General features: G+C 63.1%; 2 protein-coding genes and 1 pseudogene. All 3 read right to left on the reverse strand.

Annotated features, from left to right (window positions below; all coding sequences use genetic code 11):
* Positions 1-840, reverse strand: an 840-nt coding sequence (locus HC022_RS26520; protein ID WP_167454377.1) for a DNA-directed RNA polymerase subunit alpha, incomplete at its 3' end; no start/stop codon positions are given.
* 115 nt (positions 841-955) lie between these two features.
* Positions 956-1,348, reverse strand: coding sequence for a 30S ribosomal protein S11 (gene rpsK / locus HC022_RS26525; protein ID WP_072780049.1), 393 nt, complete (start codon positions 1,346-1,348; stop codon positions 956-958).
* Positions 1,349-1,363: 15 nt separating this feature from the next.
* Positions 1,364-1,426 (reverse strand): annotated as a pseudogene (locus HC022_RS26530) (30S ribosomal protein S13); the annotation flags it as partial.

The raw sequence follows: 1,426 nt of genomic DNA on the forward strand, positions 1-1,426 counted from the left end.
GCCGATGTAGACGATGTTGTCGTTCTTCAGGCAGTTCGCCGAACGCACCGACAGCTCGAGCTCGTCCACCTTCTTGAGAAGCAGCGGGTTGAACTCCAGCCCGTCGTCCTCGTCTTGGCGGCCGGCCGCTTCGGGCTCTTCGAAGTTCACGAAGATCGACAGCTGGTCCTGCAGGATGCGCGCCGCGAAGGCGATGGCATCGTCGGGGGTGACCGAACCGTCGGTCTCCACCTTCATGGTCAGCTTGTCGTAGTCGAGAACCTGGCCCTCACGGGTCGGCTGCACCTCGTAGGAGACGCGCTTGACCGGCGAGTAGATCGCGTCGATCGGAATCAGGCCGATGGGCGCGTCTTCGGGCTTGTTCTTGTCGGCAGAGACGTAGCCCTTGCCGGTGTTGACCGTCAGTTCCACGTAGAGATCGGCACCGTCGTCGAGGTGGCAGATTACATGGTCCTTGTTCAGCACTTCGATGCCGGCGGTTTCCGTGATGTCACCAGCGGTGACGACGCCCGGGCCCTTGGCGTTGATCGACAGGCGCTTCGGCCCCTCGACTTCCATGCGGAGAGAAACGCCCTTGAGGTTCAGGACGATATCGGTCACATCTTCGCGGACACCGGCGACGGACGAGAATTCGTGCAGCACGTTGTCGATCTGCACGCTGGTGATTGCCGCGCCCTGAAGGCTCGACAGCAGAATGCGACGCAGCGCATTGCCCATGGTCAGACCAAAGCCGCGCTCGAGCGGTTCTGCGACAACGGTTGCCACCCGGGAGGGGTCGGCGCCGGGGCGAACCTCCAGCTGGGTCGGCTTGATGAGTTCAGCCCAGTTCTTGTGGATCATGCGTCCCTCCATTCCTGTCCGTGCCCCATGTCCAAAGGCTCAGACGCCCGAGGTTAAAATGACGTGAGGTGGGACCCCGCCGAATGGCAGGGCCCCACCTCGTAAGTACGTAAGATCAGACGCGGCGGCGCTTCGGCGGACGGCAGCCGTTGTGCGCGATCGGCGTCACGTCACGGATCGACGTGATGTTGAAGCCGACGGCGGCAAGCGCGCGCAGAGCCGATTCACGGCCCGAGCCGGGGCCCTGGACTTCGACTTCCAGCGTTTTCACGCCGTGTTCCTGCGCCTTGCGGCCCGCGTCTTCGGCGGCCAGCTGAGCGGCGTAGGGGGTCGATTTCCGCGAACCCTTGAAGCCCATGGTGCCGGCGGACGACCAGGAGATCGCGTTGCCCTGCACATCCGAGATCAGGATCTTGGTGTTGTTGAACGACGAGTTAACATGCGCCACGCCAGCGGCGATGTTCTTGGAGACCTTCTTCTTGCCTCCGCGACGGGTATCACGTGCCATATCGGTGGGCCTCCCTTACTTCTTCTTGCCGGCGATGGGCTTTGCGGGGCCCTTGCGCGTACGAGCGTTGGTGTGGGT

It is taken from the genome of Salipiger sp. HF18 (assembly GCF_011806505.1).
Classification (GTDB): Bacteria; Pseudomonadota; Alphaproteobacteria; order Rhodobacterales; family Rhodobacteraceae; genus Salipiger; species Salipiger thiooxidans.